This is a genomic window from Streptomyces sp. NPDC051172 (genome assembly GCF_040682555.1).
Taxonomy (GTDB): Bacteria; Actinomycetota; Actinomycetes; order Streptomycetales; family Streptomycetaceae; genus Streptomyces.
The window spans coordinates 107,935-122,595 of record NZ_JBFBBE010000021.1 but is presented as its reverse complement, the minus strand read 5'-3'; the positions used below and the strand labels follow the sequence as shown (position 1 = coordinate 122,595).

Sequence of the window (14,661 nt, the reverse complement as noted above, 5' to 3'; positions counted from 1 at the left end):
TCGAGAACTGCACCGCCGGCGCCTGCCACTTCGACGTACCGCCCGGCACGTACGACGTGCAGGTCCTCCTCGGCGGCGAGGCCGCGTCCGGCACGGCCGCCGCGGGCCGGGCGCCGCCGCCCTGCGGCGGGATCACCGGGGTGGCCTGCTGGGGGCCGGAGGGGGCGGGCTGCGCCTGCGCCGCGGCGCGGTCGGCGGCCGCCTTGCCCGCGCCGAAGCCGGGCGCCCCCGTGCTGCCGTTCTGCGCCCCGCCCTGCCCACCCGTGCGCTGGGACAGCGCACGGAACGTCATGGTGCCCTCGTCGGCCGCGGGGCCACCGGGGCCGGGGATGCCGTGGCCGGCCGCTGCCGGGGGCTCCTTCTCCCCGGTCTGCGCCGTCGGCCTGCGGAAGACGAAGGTGCCACCGGAGGCCGGGTCGTCCGCTTCCGAGTCCGCGGGCGGGATCGACGCCGTGCCGTCGGTGCGGGACGCCTGGCCGTCCGGCCGGGCGGGGGCGCCGTCGGCCACGCGCGGGTCCGCGGACTGCGGGTTGCCCCAGGACACCCGGCGGTCCTGGTCGCCGCCGAAGCCGGACTGCTGCGAGCTGTCGGCGCCCCAGGCTGCCGCGGGCTCGGGGCGGCCGCGGTGCTGGGCCGGGGCCGACTGCGGCACGGGGTCCTCGTCGAAGAAGTGCGGTCCCGTCTCCTCGACCGGAGCCGGGTCGCTGCCGGGCGGCGGGGCGAGCGACTCGCCGTCCGTCGGGGCCGGACGGCTGGTGCCCGGTACCCAGGACGCACCGTTCCAGTACCGGACATATCCAGGAATGGACGGGTCCGGGTAATACCCTTCGCGGGGCCTGTTGTCACCGGGTGCCGGGGTTGGGGCGCTCATGTCCGTCGTCCCGTATCTGCTCGGGGGTGAATATAGGGGCCTCCACATCTATCAGACGGGCGCAACCCCCCACCGACAGTCCCGTCAGTCCCACCCCTTTCCGGGCAACGACGTGCACCGTACACACACGTTCCGAAAAAAATTCTCCGAACCCGCGTAATGCTCGCGCCGCCATCCGCTCTCCACGTGTACGGGCCCACCCGCAGGGCCCCGTACACCTGCCCGAGAGAGGAACCGCACGACATGAACTACACCGTGGTGGAGCGTGAACTCGAGCTCAGACTGGTCCTGTCGCCGGAGCGGAGCATTCCGGTGCCGGCCCGGCTGGGCTACCGCACCGACGACCCGTACGCCGTCCACGTCACCTTCCACACCAACTCCGAGAACCCCGTGTACTGGACGTTCTCCCGCGACCTCCTGGTGGAGGGCGTGTTCCGGGCCTGCGGGCACGGGGACGTGCGGGTGTGGCCCACCAAGTCGGAGGGTCGCAGCGTCGTTGTGATGGCGCTGAGTTCACCCGACGGTGACGCCCTGCTCGAGGCGCCGGCCGCCCAGGTGTCGGCCTGGCTGGAGCGGACGCTGCGGGTGGTGCCCCCGGGGACTGAGGGCGAACAGCTGGGGATCGACGACGCGCTCGACCAGCTGCTCGCCCAGTGAGCCGTACCCCCCGACGGGATCAGAACAGCTTGCCCGGGTTCAGGATGCCCAGCGGGTCGAAGACCTGCTTGACCGCCCGCTGCATCTCCACCCCCACCGGGCCGATCTCGCGCGCCAGCCACTCCTTCTTCAAGACGCCCACGCCGTGCTCGCCGGTGATCGTGCCGCCGAGTTCGAGGCCGAGCGCCATGATCTCGTCGAAGGACTCGCGGGCGCGCCGGGACTCGTCGGGGTCGGCGGCGTCGAAGCAGACCGTCGGATGGGTGTTGCCGTCGCCGGCGTGCGCGACGACTCCGATGGTGAGCTGGTACTTCTCGGCGATCCGCTCGGTGCCTTCGAGCATCTCGCCGAGCCGGGACCGGGGCACGCACACGTCGTCGATCATCGTCGTACCGCTGACGGCTTCGAGCGCGGTGAGCGACAACCGCCGCGCCTGGAGCAGCAGTTCGGACTCGGCGAAGTCGTCGGCCGGGACGACCTGGGTGGCGCCCGCCGCCTCGCACAGCGCGCCGACGGCGGCCAGGTCGGCGGCGGGGTCCGGGGTGTCGAAGGCCGCGAGGAGCAGGGCCTCCGTGGTCTCCGGGAGGCCCATGTGCGCGAGGTCGTTGACCGCCTTCACCGTCGTACGGTCCATCAGCTCCAGCAGCGACGGCACGTGGCCGCCCGCCATGATCCGGCACACCGCGTCGCAGGCGGCGGCGCCCGACGCGAACTCCGCGGCCAGCACCAGCTGCTGCGGCGGCTGCGGCCTGAGGGCCAGGATCGCCTTGACGACGATGCCGAGCGAGCCCTCGGAGCCGACGAAGAGCCGGGTAAGGTCGTAACCGGCGACGCCCTTGGCCGTACGGCGACCGGTGGACATGAGCCGCCCGTCGGCCAGCACCACCTCCAGGCCGAGCACGTACTCGGCCGTGACCCCGTACTTCACACAGCACAGACCGCCCGAGGCCGTGCCGATGTTGCCGCCGATCGTGCACATCTCCCAGCTGGACGGGTCCGGCGGGTAGTACAGGCCGTGTTCGCCGACCGCGCGGGAGAGGGTCGCGTTGATGACGCCCGGTTCGACCACGGCGATGCGGTCGACGGGACTGATCTCCAGGATGCGGTCCATCTTGGTCAGGGACAGCACGATGCAGCCGTCGGAGGCGTTGGCGCCGCCCGACAGGCCCGTGCGGGCGCCCTGCGGGACGACCGGGACGCGCAGTTCGGTGGCGATGCGCATGACGTGCTGGACCTCTTCGACCGTGCGGGGCAGCACGACCACCGCGGGGGTGCCGGCCGGGCAGAAGCTGGCCATGTCGTTGGCGTAGGAGGCCGTGACGTCCGGGTCGGTCAGGACGGCCTCGGCGGGCAGACCGCCCAGCAGACGGTCGACGAGGTTGCCGGTCGCTGCTGTGTCTTCATCGCGACGCGCTTCGATACGGCTCATGATCACAGCGTCGCACCCGGGGCCATCGGTGTGAACCCCGTCTACGGCACTGGACGTATGCCGGGATGTGCTCGTCGTATTGACGCACAGTGATCGCCATGGAGAAGCAAGCGGAGGGCCGTCGCCCGCGTCCGGTCCGGCGGGTGCTGATCGCCGCCGTGGCGGGGTGTGCCGTGCTCGGCGGGGCGCTGGCGCTGTGGCCCTGGGAGCGGGCGGCCGTGCCCCGGCCGGTGGCGCCCGCTCCGGCGCCGGGCGCGCAGGCGCTGACGGCGGTGACCTCCGGGGTGCCGGCCGCGCTGCCGGACCTGGCCATGCTGATCGCCGGGCGCGAGGCCCGGGTGCGGGCGCATCCCGAGGACGCGCAGTCGTGGGCGGTGCTCGGGACGGCCTACGTGGAGCAGGGCCGGCGCACGGCGGACGCGTCGAACTACCCGCGGGCCGAGAAAGCGCTGCGGACCTCGCTCAAGGTCCGGGAGAAGGGGAACGCGGCGGCCCTGGACGGCATGGCGGCGCTGGCGAACGCGCGCCGGGACTTCCGGTCGGCGCGGACCTGGGGCGTGGCGGCGCTGAAGCTCGCGCCGAAGCGGTGGACGACGTATCCGCTGCTGATCGACGCCTACACCGGGCTCGGCGACTACAAGGCGGCCAAGAAGACACTGGACCGGTTGCTGGAGCTGCACCCCGGGGCGGCCGCCGTGCGGGCGCGGGCCGCGGCCCTCTACCGCGACCGGGGCTGGCGGGAGGATGCCGCTGCCGCCCTGTCGGACGCGGCGGCGGCAGCGGGCACACCGGCCGAGCAGGCGGCATGGCTGGAGCGGTCCGGGCAGCTGGCCTTCGAGCGCGGGGACCTGGAGGAGGCACTCCGGCACTTCCAGGCGGCGGTACGGCTCGACCCCGACCAGCGGGCCGCGCAGGCCGGGCAGGGCAGGACGCTGGCGGCACTGGGCCGCACCACGGAGGCGCTGAACGCGTACCGGGTGGCGCTCGACAAGCAGCCGTGCCCCCAGTACGCCCTGGAACTGGGCGAGTTGTACGAGTCACTGGGCATGGCGGACGCCGCCCGCGCGGAGTACGACGTACTGGGCACCCGGGTGCAGGACGAGGTGGCGGGAGGTGTGGACGACGACCTGGTGCGCGGTGTGTTCGAGGCGGACCACGGGGATGCGCGGACGGCCGTGCGGCTGCTGCGCGCCGAGTGGCGGCGGCAGCCGGGGACCGAGGTGGCGGACGCGCTGGGGTGGGCGCTGCACATGGCCGGGGACGACAAGGGGGCGCTGAAGTTCGCCATGGCGGCGACGGACAGGGCGCACGGGGGCGCGGTGCGCAGTGCGCTGTACGTGTACCACCGGGGCATGATCGAGCGGGAGCTGGAGCTGGCCTGGCCCGCGCGGCGGCATCTGCAGGAGGCGTTGCGGATCAACCCGTACTTCTCGCCGCTACGGGTGCCTCTCGCGAAGCAGGCGCTGGCGGCACTGGGCGACCCGCCGGACGAGCCACTGCCGACGGGCAGCCCGAGCGCCGAGGACGACTAGGGCATCCGGACCGCCCGGAGGTCAGACGGCCGCCGTTCCGATCAGTGCGTTGCGGGTGACCAGGGCCGCGAGCCGGTCCTCGTCCAGGGCGTCCGTGCCCTCGGGGCGGCGCGGGAGGACCATGTAGCGGGTCTCGGCGCTGGAGTCCCACACCGTGATCTCCGTGCCGGCGGGAAGTTCGAGACCGAACTCCGCCAGTACGGCCCGGGGTTCGCGGACCACGCGGGAGCGGTAGGCCTCGGACTTGTACCAGCTCGGGGACGGGCCGAGCAGACGCAGCGGGTAGCAGGAGCAGAGGGTGCAGACGATGACGTTGTGGGTGGTGTCCGTGTTCTCCACGACCCTCAGACGCTGGTACGAGCCCTCCATGAAGCCGAGTTCGCGGACCGCCGCGGTGCCGTCCGCCAGCAGCCGCGCCTTGAACTCGGCGTCGGTCCAGGCACGGGCGACGACCCGCGCGCCGTTCGCGGGCGAGGCCCCGGCCAGGGACGCGTCGATGATCTCGTCCAGCCGGGCGCCCGAGAGGACCCCCTTCTCCTCCAGCAGGCTCTCCAGACGCCGTACCCGCTGCGCGATCGTCGCGTCGGAGTGGTCACCGCTCATCGGGCCGCACCTTCTTCGTCCGCTTCCAAGTAGCTTTCCCACAGGTCCAGTACGACGTGGTGATCGCCCTCGCCCCACAGGTCACGGGCCGCGAACCGGACGGCGTAGACCTGCTCGACCGGCGCGTCCCCGTGCCCCTGCGCGCTGACGTCGGCCAGTTCCGCCCGCCCCTCCGGCTCGACCACGATGCCGCGCTTGCCGCGTGCGTACCGCGGCAGGCGGGTGTGGTGCGGCGGGTCGTGGTGGAAGGTGCGGACGGCCGTGCCCGGCGGGAAACGGTCGCCGTCAGCCATCGAGATCGTCCAGCTCACCCGGCTTGATCACGCCCTTGCGTTCCAGCAGGGTGCAGATCGCCTCGAACCAGCGCTCGTAGTACGACGCCGCCAGGTACTCCCTGGGCGGCATCGACTCGATGGCGTCCCGGAACTCGTTCGTGTTGAAGATCCCCTGTGCGCGCAGGGCCCCGAGGAGCCCGACGACCCGGGCCTCCCAGTCTGCGCGGAAGGGCTCGGCGTCGTCGGTGATGTCGACGGCGCCGAAGCCCTCCGTGCCGCCCACGTCGTTGATCCTGGCCATGCGGCCAGACTACTCAGAGGTTGCCGCGCTTCTCCTGCTCCCGCTCGATCGCCTCGAACAGGGCCTTGAAGTTGCCCTTGCCGAAGCCCATCGAGCCGTGCCGCTCGATGATCTCGAAGAAGACGGTCGGACGGTCCTGGACCGGCTTGGTGAAGATCTGCAGCAGATAGCCGTCCTCGTCGCGGTCGGCGAGGATCTTCAGTTCCCGCAGCGTGTCGATCGGCACGCGGGTGTCGCCGACCCACTCGCCGAGGGTGTCGTAGTACGAGTCCGGGGTGTTCAGGAACTCCACGCCGGCCGCGCGCATGGTGCGGACCGTCTGCACGATGTCGTTCGTGTTGAGCGCGATGTGCTGGACGCCCGCGCCGCCGTAGAACTCCAGGTACTCGTCGATCTGGGACTTCTTCTTGGCGATCGCGGGCTCGTTGATCGGGAACTTGACCTTGAGGGTGCCGTCGGCGACGACCTTCGACATCAACGCGCTGTACTCGGTGGCGATGTCGTCGCCCACGAACTCCTTCATGTTCGTGAAGCCCATGACCTTGTTGTAGAAGCCGACCCACTCGTTCATCCTGCCGAGCTCGACGTTGCCCACGCAGTGGTCGATGGCCTGGAAGGTGCGCTGGGCGGGCGGTTCGACCATGGGGGCGGCGGTGACGAAGCCGGGGAGGTAGGGGCCGTCGTAGCCGGAGCGGTCGACGAGGGTGTGCCGGGTCTCGCCGTAGGTGGCGATCGCGGCGAGGACGACCGTGCCGTGCTCGTCCTTCAGCTCGTACGGCTCGGCGACGCTCTTCGCGCCGTGCTCCAGCGCGTAGGCGTACGCGCGGCGGGCGTCCGGGACCTCGATGGCGAGGTCGATCACGCCGTCGCCGTGCTCGGCCACATGCCGGGCGAGGAAGTGGCCCCAGGTGGTGGCGGGCTTGATGACGGAGGTGAAGACGAAGCGGGCGGAGCCGTTCTCGAGGACGTAGCTCGCGGTCTCGCGGCTGCCGTTCTCCGGTCCGGAGTAGGCGACCAGCTTCATGCCGAAGGCGGTGGAGTAGTAGTGCGCCGCCTGCTTGGCGTTGCCCACGGCGAAGACGACCGCGTCCATTCCCTTGACCGGGAAGGGGTCGGCCTGCCGGGCGGTGTCGGGAGCGTGGTGTGTGGTCTGCGTCATAGCGGCAGCCTCATCCCCATCCGGCAAGGTGCGCAATAGTTTCTTTTTCTGCTGGGCAATGTGTTCAGTCAGAGGCCGGGATTCTCCGGGTTTCTGTACAGGATGACCACCACACCAGGGAGGCGGCTGTGGCGATCGACCATCTGGACGGCCGGATCATCGTGCTGCTGGCCCGGGAACCGCGGATCGGGGTCCTTGAGATGTCCCGGCGGCTCGGGGTGGCGCGCGGGACGGTGCAGGCGCGGCTGGACCGGCTTCAGTCGAATGGCGTCATCCGCGGGTTCGGACCGCAGGTGGACCCGGCGGCCCTCGGGTACCCCGTCACCGCCTTCGCCACCCTTCAGATCCGGCAGGGCCAAGGGGCTGACGTCCGGGCGCACTTGGCGACCGTGCCCGAGGTGCTCGAGCTGCACACCACCACCGGCAGCGGGGACATGCTGTGCCGGCTGGTCGCCCGCTCCAACGCCGATCTCCAGCGGGTCATCGACCTGGTTGTCGGTTTTGATGGCATTGTCCGGGCCGCCACCGCGATCGTGATGGAGAACCCGGTTCCGCTGCGGTTCATCCCGCTGGTGGAGCAGGCGGCCCAGGACGTCGAGAGGACCTAGCCGACGGCCGGGGGTGAGCGCCTGTGAGCTTCTGGGAGTACTTGGGCAACCGGCACCAGCAGCTGCTCACCGACGCCTACCAGCACGCCAGTGCCGTGTTCCAGTGCATGGTCGTGGCGACCGTGATCGGCGTGCTGATCGGGATCGTCACCTACCGCAGCGACTGGGCCGGCAGCCTGGCGACCACGACCACCGCGACCATCCTGACCATTCCCTCGCTCGCCATGATCGGTCTGCTCATCCCGCTGGTGGGCCTGGGCGTGCCGCCCACGGTGATCGCGCTGACGCTGTACGGGCTGCTGCCGATCGTGCGGAACTCGATCGTCGGACTGCGCGGGGTCGACCCGTCGCTGGTGGACGCGGCGCGGGGCATCGGGATGTCCAGGCTGATGCGGCTGTTTCGCGTCGAGCTGCCGCTGGCCTGGCCGCCGATCCTGACCGGGATCCGGATCTCGACGCAGATGCTGATGGGCATCGCCGCGATCGCCGCCTATGCCTCCGGGCCGGGCCTCGGCAACGAGATCTTCCGCGGCATCGGCTCCCTGGGCAGCAAGAACGCGCTCAACCAGGTCCTCGCGGGCACCCTCGGGATCGTCGTCCTCGCGCTGCTGTTCGACGCCGCGTACGTCCTGATCGGACGGCTGACCATCCCCAGGGGGATCCGTGCCTGAGGCCACCCATGGGGCGACGATCGAGCTGGAGAACCTCTCCAAGCGGTATCCGGGCAATCCCAGCCCCGCCGTCGACAACGTCAACATGGAGATCAAGGCGGGCGAGCTCGTCATCTTCGTCGGTCCGTCCGGATGCGGTAAGTCGACCACGCTCAAGATGATCAACAGGTTGATCGAGCCGACCGGGGGGCGCATCCGGATCAACGGTGAGGACGTGACCGACATTGATCCGGTCAAGCTGCGCCGCAAGGTGGGCTATGCGATCCAGTCGGCAGGGCTGTTCCCGCACATGACGGTCGCCCAGAACATCGCCCTGGTACCGAAGATGATCGGCTGGCCCAAGGCGCGGATCCGCTCCCGGGTGGAGGAGCTGCTCGACCTCGTCGGTCTCGACCCGGTCGAGTTCCGCGCCCGCTATCCACGGCAGCTGTCGGGCGGGCAGCAGCAACGCGTGGGCGTGGCACGGGCGTTGGCGGCCGATCCGCCGGTCCTGCTGATGGACGAGCCGTTCGGCGCGGTCGACCCGATCACCCGCGACCATCTCCAGGACGAGCTGATCAGGCTGCAGCACGAACTGCACAAGACGATCGTGTTCGTGACGCACGACTTCGACGAGGCGATCAAGCTGGGCGACCGCATCGCCGTGCTGCGCGAACGCTCCCACATCGCCCAGTTCGACACCCCGGAGGCGATCCTCACCAACCCGGCGGACGACTTCGTCTCCGGGTTCGTGGGCGCGGGGGCAGCCCTGAAGCGACTGAACCTCACCCGCGTACGGGACGTCGAGATCACCGACTACCCGACCGTCACCCTCGACGACCCGCTCCAGGAGATCTTCAACCGGCTCCGCGGCAGCGGGACCAACGAGATCCTGCTGCTCGACAAGGGCGGCCGCCCCTACAAATGGCTCAGGCGCGGCGACCTCATGCGCGCGCGGGGCTCCCTGGCCCGGGCTGGCACGCTGGTGAACGACACGGTGACCAGGGACGCCACGCTCCGGGACGCCCTGGAGGCGGTCCTCACCGACAACGCGGGGCGGGTCGCGGTCACCGGGCGGCGCGGCGAGTACGAGGGCGTCGTCGACGTGGAGACGCTCATGAACTCCGTGCACGAGCTGATGGAGGCAGACCGGCTGGAGGCTCTGGAGGCCCAGCACGAGCTGGAGGAGCTACGGGCCGTCCAGACGCACGCCGAGCAGGAGGGCCCCGGCGGGGTGACGAAGGCATGACCACCTCTGAGCTGGAGGAACCCGGGTCGGCGGCACGGGAGGATCCACAGGAGGCCGAGGCACCCCCGCCGGCGCCGAGCCCTCTGAAGCCACGCATCACCTGGCAGAAGCTGACCTTCCTGCCCTGCGTGATCGTCGCCCTCCTGCTCGCGACCTGGCTGTGGTTCCGGCAGGCCGACCTCGACGCGATCTCCGAGAACGCGCTCTCGGGCGGCCAGGTGTCGAAGGCCCTCTGGCAGCACATCCAGCTCACCGTGGTCTCGACCTTCTTCGTGCTGATCATCGCGATCCCGCTGGGTATCCTGCTGACCCGCAAGGCGTTCCGGAAGTTGACCCCGGTGGCGATGACGATCGCCAACATGGGCCAGGCGACCCCGGCGATCGGCCTGCTGGCCCTGCTGGTCATCTGGCTGGGCACCGGCACGAAGGCGGCCCTGATCGGCATCATCATCTACGCCGTGCTCCCGGTCCTCTCCAACACGATCGCCGGTCTGAAGGCCAACGACCCGACGCTGCTGGAGGCGGCGCGCGGCATCGGCATGTCCCCGCTGGGGGTGCTGGCCAGGGTCGAACTCCCGCTGGCCGTACCGCTGATCCTCGCGGGCGTCCGTACGGCCCTGGTCCTGAACGTCGGTACGGCGACCCTGGCGACCTTCGGCGGGGGCGGCGGCCTGGGCGTGCTGATCACGGCCGGCATCACCAACCAGCGGATGCCGGTGCTGATGCTGGGCTCGATCCTCACGGTCGCCCTGGCGCTGCTGGTGGACTGGCTGGCGTCGCTGGCGGAACTCCTGCTGCGGCCACGGGGGCTGGAGGTGGGGACATGAGACGGCGGCCCACGTGTCTGCTGCTGATCCCCGTCCTGGTGACCGCGTCCGGCTGCGGCCTGCAGAGCGGCTCCCCCATGGTGGATGCCGTGAAGCCCGGCTCCATCGGCCGCGGCAAGCCGCTCGACGGCGCCCATCTGACCGTCACGTCCAAGTCGTTCACCGAGCAGCTCATTCTCGGCGCGATGATGGGCATCGCCTTCCAGGCGGCCGGCGCGGACGTCCTGGACCGCACCGGCATCCAGGGCTCGATCGGCGCACGCGAGGCGGTCAAGACCGGCGACGTGGACGCCATGTACGAGTACACGGGCACCGCCTGGATCACGTACCAGGGCAACGGCGAGCCGATCCCGGACCCGCAGAAACAGTGGCAGGCGGTGCGCGACGCGGACCTCGGGAACGGCCTGACCTGGCTGCCACCCTCGCGGCTCAACAACACCTATGCGCTGGCCATGAACCAGGCGAACTTCAAGAAGTACGGCACGCGCACGCTGTCGGACGTGGCCGCCCTGGCCAGGAAGGACCCCGGTGCGGTGACGCTGTGCGTGGAGAGCGAGTTCGCCAACCGGGCGGACGGGCTGCCGGGCATGGAGAAGGCGTACGGGATGAGCGTGCCCGCGAAGAACGTCACGCAGATGGACACCGGGATCATCTACACCCAGGTGGAGAAGGGGAGCTGCACCTACGGCGAGGTGTTCACCACCGACGGCCGCATCAAGTCCATGAGCCTGGCGGTGATGGGGGACGACAAGAAGTTCTTCCCCAACTACAACGTGGCACCGGAGATCAACACCAAGGCCCTGAAGAAGTGGCCGACGATCGCCGAGGTCCTCGACCCGGTCACGAAGAAGCTGAACAACGACGTGGCGCGGTCGCTGAACGCGAAGGTGGACGTGGACGGGGAGGATCCGCATCAGGTGGCACTGGCGTGGATGAAGGCGGAGGGGTTCGTGAAGTAGGTCAACTCTGCGCATCATCGATTCACCCTGGTGCATCATGATGCGGAGCATCTACATTAATATGCATGAGGACTACTGTCGACCTCCCCGAGGACCTGATCCAGCAAGCCAAGCTGCGGGCGGCGCGCAGACGCGTCACGGTCAGTGCGGTGATAGAGGATGCACTGCGGGCGTCTTTCGCACGGGATGTGGCGGCGGCGCAGAACATCGTCAACCTGCCCACCTACGGGGCAGGCGGCGTGCGCCCGGGCGTCGACCTCGACAACAACGCCGCGCTGCTCGACCTCATGGACGGCCTCGAATGATCTTCTGCGACGTGAACGTCCTGGTGTACGCCTTCCGCAAGGACGTCGAACAGCACGCGGCGTACAACCCATGGCTCACCGAACGGCTCCAGGGCGATGAACCGATCGGGCTCAGTTCGGTCGTCCTCAGCGGCTTCGTGCGCATCGTGACGCATCCCCGGATCTATCGCGATCCGGCACCGGTGGAGTCCGCACTGGACTTCGTGCAGGCCCTTCGCGATGCTCCAGCGACCGTCCCGCTGGTCGAAGGGCCACGCCACTGGGACATCTTCGACCGGTTGTGCCGCAAAGTAGGCGCGCGCGCCAACCTCGTCCAGGACGCCTACCTCGCCGCCCTTGCCATAGAGCACGGCGCCACTCTCTACTCCGCCGACCGCGACTTCACCCGCTTCCCCGGCCTCCGCTGGCAGCACCCCCTGGAGGACACCGACTGACCCACCGGAAGCCGGGTCAGCAGCTCGGTACGGAACCCTTCCCCGACTCCAGCGCCACCAGGGAGTTCACCGCGCCCTTCAGCGTGGTCACCGGGATCAGCCGCAGGCCCTTCGGCAGTTCGGACTTGGCGTCCGAGCACTCGGCCTTCGGGACGAGGAAGACGGTCGCGCCGTCCCGGCGCGCGGCCTGCGTCTTCAGGGCCACGCCTCCCACGGCACCGACCGTCCCGTCGCCGTCGATGGTCCCCGTACCGGCGATGGTGCGGCCGGCCGTGAGGTCGCCGCCGCTGCCGTTCCCGTCGAGCTTGTCGATGATGCCGAGGGTGAACAGGAGCCCGGCGCTGGGGCCGCCGACGTCGGCGAGCTTCAGCGTGACCTTGACCTTCTGGCTGCTGAGGTGCAGATAGTCCAGGGCGGCCCGGGTCGCCGCGTCCTGGGACTGCTTCATCTGCGCGCTGTTGTGCTGCTCGATCTCCTTGGTGGACTGCCCGCTCGGATACACCGAGTCGTGCGGCATGACGGCCCGGTCCGTGGCGAACCAGGCACTGATCACATCGCCCAGCGACACACGCGTGTCCGGGTTGGTCGCCTCGATCGTCGTCATCCGCAGCTGCCCGCTCGTCTGCCGGGTCTTCGCCCCCGAGATCGTGATCACCGGGGTGCCCTTGTTGTCCCCGAGCACATTCGCCGTCAGCCCGGGCTGCGCCAGCGAGAACGGCAGCGGCGCGAAGACCGCGGTGGCGATCAGCGCCACGACGGGCAGGGCGCAGACGGCGAGGGCCTGGGGGCGTGTGAGGCGAGAGAGCACGGGATCAATCTAACGTGACGGTCACTTCCGGCCAGGTGTCGGTCGACTCACGTACAGGTCTCGCTTCACTCTCGTGAACCGCCGGAGTGCGTCCGGCAGCGGTTCGACACCGATCCCGGGCGCGGTGGGAACGGGCAGGTGGCCGTCCTTGAGGACGAACGGCTCGGTGATGTCCTCGGCGAAGTAGCGGCTGGAGGCGGAGGTGTCTCCGGGGAGCGTGAAGCCCGGGAGGGCTGCCAGGGCGAGGTTGGGGGCGCGGCCGATTCCCGTCTCCAGCATGCCGCCGCACCACACGGGCACCCCGTGGGCGTGCGCCACGTCGTGGATGCGGCGGGCCTCCAGATAGCCGCCCACGCGCGCGGGCTTCACATTGACGACCCGGCACGCCTCCATCGCGATCGCGGAGGCGGTGTCACGGGCGTTGTGGAGGGACTCGTCGAGACAGACGGGCGTCTGCAGACGCTTCTGGAGCTGCGCATGGGCGTACAGGTTGTTCTCGTCCAGCGGCTCCTCGATCAGCAGCAGCCCGAAGGCGTCCAGGCGCCGCAGATGCTCGGCGTCGGCGAGGGTGTACGCCGTGTTGGCGTCGACCTGGAGGGGCAGCGCGTCCCCGAAGCGCTCGCGGACCGCCCGGACCGGCTCCACGTCCCAGCCGGGCTCGATCTTCAGCTTGATGCGGACGTAGCCCTCGGCGAGGTAGCGCTCGACGTCGTCCAGCAGATCGGGGACGGAATCCTTGATGCCGACGGACACCCCCGCGGGGACCCGCTCGCGCACCGCGCCCAGGTAGGTGGCGAGCGGCATGCCGTACGACCGCAGCTCCGCGTCCAGGACCGCCGTCTCCAGGGCCGCCTTCGCCAGCTCATGGCCCTTGGTCTTCGCCATGGCGGGGGCGATCGCGGCCACGGTGAGCTGCGGCAGGGCGGCAATGCGCGGCAGCAGGAAGTCCCGCAGCACGAGCTCCGCGCCGGCCACGAACTCCGAGCAGTACCGCGGCTCGGGGTCGGCGGCGAACTCCGACCAGCCCTCGGCCGCGTCCGTCACGACATGGAGCAGGAAGGTGTCCTTCGCCGTCATCGTGCCGAAGGACGTACGGAACGGGGTGACGAGCGGGATCTCCACATGGACGACCTCCACGCGTTCCAGCTTCATGCCGCCGCCTCTCTCGAAAGTGTGTACCAGCCGTCACGGGACATCCCCGTCGCCGTGAACCCCTGTGCAAAGGCCTCCGTGAACACCTCACGGACGGCATACCGCCAGCGCAGGGCAAGCTCCGGCTCGGCGGCACGGAGCCGGACGATGTCGTCCGGTACCCGGCACCAGATGTGCCGGCCGGCCGGGTCCCGGCGGGCGAGCGTCGCGCCGTCGGGGGCGGTGTGGGTGCCGGGGGCGGTGTCCCGGTCGTCGGTCTTGTTCGAGGGGGCCGGCGCCGCCAGCTGCCATGTCACCGTCAGCCGGTCGCTCTCGTCGCCGCCGTTCACGCCGTCCGCCATGGGGCCGTAGAAGTCGACGAGGTACTCGGTGCCGGTGGCGCCCAGCTTGGCCAGGTTGAATCGGGCGTTGCGGCCGACCAGCGGGTCGAAGGTCCAGCGCATGGTGCGGGCGCCGAGGCCGAGGGCCCAGGCTCGCTGGGCCTGTTTCACGGCGTACCCGAGCCCCCGGTCTGCGGCGGCGACCAGGGAGTACGCGTCCCCGTGCGGCCCGAACACCGCGACCGACGCTCCCGCGAGCCGTGTCCCGTCGTACGCGGCGTGCACGGCGCCGCCCGCGTGGACGAGGCTGTGCAGCACTTCGGCCGGGTACGGCGGGGCGCTGCGCGGGGTCTGCCAGACCTCGCTGAAGTAGTCGGCGACGGCGGCGAGGCCGGTGACGTCGTGGACGGTACGGATGCTCACTCCGGGCGGGCGGTCGAGGGTCATGGGTCGAGTTTCGAGGGGAGGGAACCGCTCCGGGTTGTGCGTCTGGACAACAGATGCGTACGTTCGTTTCGGAAT

At 70.3% G+C, this 14,661-nt stretch carries 18 protein-coding genes; 9 read left to right on the top strand and 9 right to left on the bottom strand.

Annotated elements, in window-relative coordinates; all coding sequences use genetic code 11:
- Positions 1–871: DUF2510 domain-containing protein (locus tag AB0N07_RS15805; protein WP_365835183.1), on the bottom strand; the 871-nt coding region annotated here is incomplete at its 3' end.
- Positions 872–1,114: 243 nt separating this feature from the next.
- Here AB0N07_RS15805 and AB0N07_RS15800 point away from each other — a divergent pair.
- Complete coding sequence (locus AB0N07_RS15800) at positions 1,115–1,528, top strand: SsgA family sporulation/cell division regulator (protein WP_365835181.1); 414 nt, start codon at positions 1,115–1,117, stop codon at positions 1,526–1,528.
- Positions 1,529–1,547: 19 nt separating this feature from the next.
- Here AB0N07_RS15800 and AB0N07_RS15795 read toward each other — a convergent pair whose 3' ends face one another.
- Positions 1,548–2,963 carry an FAD-linked oxidase C-terminal domain-containing protein gene (locus tag AB0N07_RS15795; RefSeq protein ID WP_365835179.1) on the bottom strand — a complete coding sequence of 472 codons (1,416 nt, stop codon included), beginning with the start codon at positions 2,961–2,963 and terminating at the stop codon, positions 1,548–1,550.
- Positions 2,964–3,055: 92 nt separating this feature from the next.
- Between AB0N07_RS15795 and AB0N07_RS15790 the strand changes: the two genes are divergently transcribed.
- A complete protein-coding gene (locus AB0N07_RS15790) occupies positions 3,056–4,489 on the top strand; it encodes a tetratricopeptide repeat protein (RefSeq protein ID WP_365835177.1) in 1,434 nt (477 codons plus the stop codon).
- Between the two features lie 21 nt (positions 4,490–4,510).
- Here the strand turns inward: AB0N07_RS15790 and nthA are convergent, their stop codons facing one another.
- Genes nthA through hppD form a run of 4 tightly spaced genes read right to left on the bottom strand, consistent with a single transcriptional unit; the run spans position 4,511 to position 6,827 of the window.
- Positions 4,511–5,092 carry a nitrile hydratase subunit alpha gene (nthA, locus tag AB0N07_RS15785; RefSeq protein WP_365835175.1) on the bottom strand — a complete coding sequence of 194 codons (582 nt, stop codon included), beginning with the start codon at positions 5,090–5,092 and terminating at the stop codon, positions 4,511–4,513.
- Entirely contained in the window at positions 5,089–5,385 is a 297-nt protein-coding gene (locus AB0N07_RS15780; RefSeq protein ID WP_365835173.1) for an SH3-like domain-containing protein, read from the bottom strand. Before AB0N07_RS15780 ends, nthA begins: the two co-directional genes overlap by 4 nt.
- Positions 5,378–5,668, bottom strand: coding sequence for a hypothetical protein (locus AB0N07_RS15775; RefSeq protein WP_365835171.1), 291 nt, complete (start codon positions 5,666–5,668; stop codon positions 5,378–5,380). Before AB0N07_RS15775 ends, AB0N07_RS15780 begins: the two co-directional genes overlap by 8 nt.
- Positions 5,669–5,681: 13 nt before the next feature.
- Complete coding sequence (gene hppD, locus AB0N07_RS15770; RefSeq protein WP_365835169.1) at positions 5,682–6,827, bottom strand: 4-hydroxyphenylpyruvate dioxygenase; 1,146 nt, start codon at positions 6,825–6,827, stop codon at positions 5,682–5,684.
- A 128-nt stretch (positions 6,828–6,955) separates the two neighbouring features.
- Here hppD and AB0N07_RS15765 point away from each other — a divergent pair, with 128 nt between their 5' ends.
- The 7 genes from AB0N07_RS15765 to AB0N07_RS15735 all read left to right on the top strand — a co-directional run bounded on the left by AB0N07_RS15765 (position 6,956) and on the right by AB0N07_RS15735 (position 11,859).
- Positions 6,956–7,435, top strand: coding sequence for an Lrp/AsnC family transcriptional regulator (locus tag AB0N07_RS15765; RefSeq protein ID WP_365835167.1), 480 nt, complete (start codon positions 6,956–6,958; stop codon positions 7,433–7,435).
- 23 nt (positions 7,436–7,458) lie between these two features.
- The gene (locus AB0N07_RS15760; protein WP_365835165.1) at positions 7,459–8,106 is read left to right on the top strand and encodes an ABC transporter permease; all 648 of its coding nucleotides are present in this window, start codon (positions 7,459–7,461) and stop codon (positions 8,104–8,106) included.
- A complete protein-coding gene (locus AB0N07_RS15755) occupies positions 8,099–9,334 on the top strand; it encodes a betaine/proline/choline family ABC transporter ATP-binding protein (RefSeq protein WP_365835163.1) in 1,236 nt (411 codons plus the stop codon). Before AB0N07_RS15760 ends, AB0N07_RS15755 begins: the two co-directional genes overlap by 8 nt.
- Complete coding sequence (locus tag AB0N07_RS15750) at positions 9,331–10,161, top strand: ABC transporter permease (protein WP_365835161.1); 831 nt, start codon at positions 9,331–9,333, stop codon at positions 10,159–10,161. The genes AB0N07_RS15755 and AB0N07_RS15750 overlap by 4 nt, the downstream gene beginning before the upstream one ends.
- Positions 10,158–11,120 (top strand): glycine betaine ABC transporter substrate-binding protein, encoded by a 963-nt coding sequence (locus AB0N07_RS15745; protein WP_365835159.1) that lies wholly within the window; start codon positions 10,158–10,160, stop codon positions 11,118–11,120. The genes AB0N07_RS15750 and AB0N07_RS15745 overlap by 4 nt, the downstream gene beginning before the upstream one ends.
- Positions 11,121–11,185: 65 nt before the next feature.
- On the top strand, positions 11,186–11,425 hold the full coding sequence (locus AB0N07_RS15740; protein ID WP_365835157.1) for a DUF2191 domain-containing protein: 240 nt from the start codon (positions 11,186–11,188) through the stop codon (positions 11,423–11,425).
- A complete protein-coding gene (locus AB0N07_RS15735; protein WP_365835155.1) occupies positions 11,422–11,859 on the top strand; it encodes a type II toxin-antitoxin system VapC family toxin in 438 nt (145 codons plus the stop codon). Before AB0N07_RS15740 ends, AB0N07_RS15735 begins: the two co-directional genes overlap by 4 nt.
- Positions 11,860–11,875: 16 nt before the next feature.
- On the opposite strand, the gene AB0N07_RS15730 is transcribed toward AB0N07_RS15735, so the two are convergent.
- Genes AB0N07_RS15730 through AB0N07_RS15720 form a run of 3 tightly spaced genes read right to left on the bottom strand, consistent with a single transcriptional unit; the run spans position 11,876 to position 14,586 of the window.
- Positions 11,876–12,667 carry a S16 family serine protease gene (locus tag AB0N07_RS15730; RefSeq protein ID WP_365835153.1) on the bottom strand — a complete coding sequence of 264 codons (792 nt, stop codon included), beginning with the start codon at positions 12,665–12,667 and terminating at the stop codon, positions 11,876–11,878.
- A gap of 21 nt (positions 12,668–12,688) precedes the next feature.
- Positions 12,689–13,819: an o-succinylbenzoate synthase gene (menC, locus tag AB0N07_RS15725; RefSeq protein WP_365835151.1), complete on the bottom strand. Its 1,131-nt coding sequence runs from the start codon at positions 13,817–13,819 to the stop codon at positions 12,689–12,691.
- Positions 13,816–14,586, bottom strand: coding sequence for a chorismate synthase (locus tag AB0N07_RS15720; RefSeq protein ID WP_365835149.1), 771 nt, complete (start codon positions 14,584–14,586; stop codon positions 13,816–13,818). Before AB0N07_RS15720 ends, menC begins: the two co-directional genes overlap by 4 nt.
- Positions 14,587–14,661: the final 75 nt, after the last annotated feature.

What these genes read in the sequence shown, in the direction of transcription:
- AB0N07_RS15800 (WP_365835181.1), top strand. Translation starts at nt 1,115, where the DNA reads ATGAACTACACCGTGGTGGAGCGTGAACTCGAGCTCAGACTGGTCCTG.
- AB0N07_RS15790 (WP_365835177.1), top strand. Translation starts at nt 3,056, where the DNA reads ATGGAGAAGCAAGCGGAGGGCCGTCGCCCGCGTCCGGTCCGGCGGGTG.
- nthA (WP_365835175.1), bottom strand. Translation starts at nt 5,092, where the DNA reads ATGAGCGGTGACCACTCCGACGCGACGATCGCGCAGCGGGTACGGCGT.
- AB0N07_RS15780 (WP_365835173.1), bottom strand. Translation starts at nt 5,385, where the DNA reads ATGGCTGACGGCGACCGTTTCCCGCCGGGCACGGCCGTCCGCACCTTC.
- AB0N07_RS15775 (WP_365835171.1), bottom strand. Translation starts at nt 5,668, where the DNA reads ATGGCCAGGATCAACGACGTGGGCGGCACGGAGGGCTTCGGCGCCGTC.
- hppD (WP_365835169.1), bottom strand. Translation starts at nt 6,827, where the DNA reads ATGACGCAGACCACACACCACGCTCCCGACACCGCCCGGCAGGCCGAC.
- AB0N07_RS15750 (WP_365835161.1), top strand. Translation starts at nt 9,331, where the DNA reads ATGACCACCTCTGAGCTGGAGGAACCCGGGTCGGCGGCACGGGAGGAT.
- AB0N07_RS15745 (WP_365835159.1), top strand. Translation starts at nt 10,158, where the DNA reads ATGAGACGGCGGCCCACGTGTCTGCTGCTGATCCCCGTCCTGGTGACC.
- AB0N07_RS15740 (WP_365835157.1), top strand. Translation starts at nt 11,186, where the DNA reads ATGAGGACTACTGTCGACCTCCCCGAGGACCTGATCCAGCAAGCCAAG.
- AB0N07_RS15735 (WP_365835155.1), top strand. Translation starts at nt 11,422, where the DNA reads ATGATCTTCTGCGACGTGAACGTCCTGGTGTACGCCTTCCGCAAGGAC.
- menC (WP_365835151.1), bottom strand. Translation starts at nt 13,819, where the DNA reads ATGAAGCTGGAACGCGTGGAGGTCGTCCATGTGGAGATCCCGCTCGTC.
- AB0N07_RS15720 (WP_365835149.1), bottom strand. Translation starts at nt 14,586, where the DNA reads ATGACCCTCGACCGCCCGCCCGGAGTGAGCATCCGTACCGTCCACGAC.